General features: G+C 33.5%; 1 protein-coding gene. It reads left to right on the top strand.

Annotated features, from left to right (window positions below; genetic code table 11):
* Positions 1 to 111 precede the first annotated feature (111 nt).
* Positions 112 to 486: HTH domain-containing protein (locus DW761_RS21260; protein WP_199485675.1), on the top strand; the 375-nt coding region annotated here is incomplete at its 3' end.

The following is a 486-nucleotide window of genomic DNA, read 5'->3' as shown; positions in this document are numbered from 1 at the left end:
TAAACTGTACCCTGTAAAACGGACACTAGAAAAAAACCAATTGCTAGTACCTCGTTTTATGGGGTCTTTTTTTGATATACTATAATCAAGCTAAATGAAAGGAGTGAAACAATGGGTAAAAATTATTTTACAGCTGAACAAATTGAAAAACTAAGACATAATCCATATGTAAAAAATATTAGTGAGAAGTCCATTACTTATACAGAAGAATTCCGTGAACAGTTTTACATAAGATATCAAAGTGATCCATATCCTTCTAAAATTTTATTAGAGATGGGGCTAGATCCTGTCATATTAGGACCATCAAGAGTTCACAACATTACTAAACGAGTAAAGAATCAAGCGTCCAGATCAGCAGGATTCAAGGACACTCGTGAAGATTCATCAGGAAGACCCCGCCATAAAGAAAGGACACAAGATGAAGAAATTGCTTATCTAAAGCATTTAGTGGAATATCAAAATCAACAGATCAACGCACTAAAAAAA

Source organism: Absiella sp. AM29-15, assembly GCF_003434225.1.
Taxonomy (GTDB): domain Bacteria; phylum Bacillota_I; class Bacilli_A; order Erysipelotrichales; family Erysipelotrichaceae; genus Hoskinsella; species Hoskinsella hominis.
This window is presented reverse-complemented; position numbering and strand designations above follow the sequence as displayed.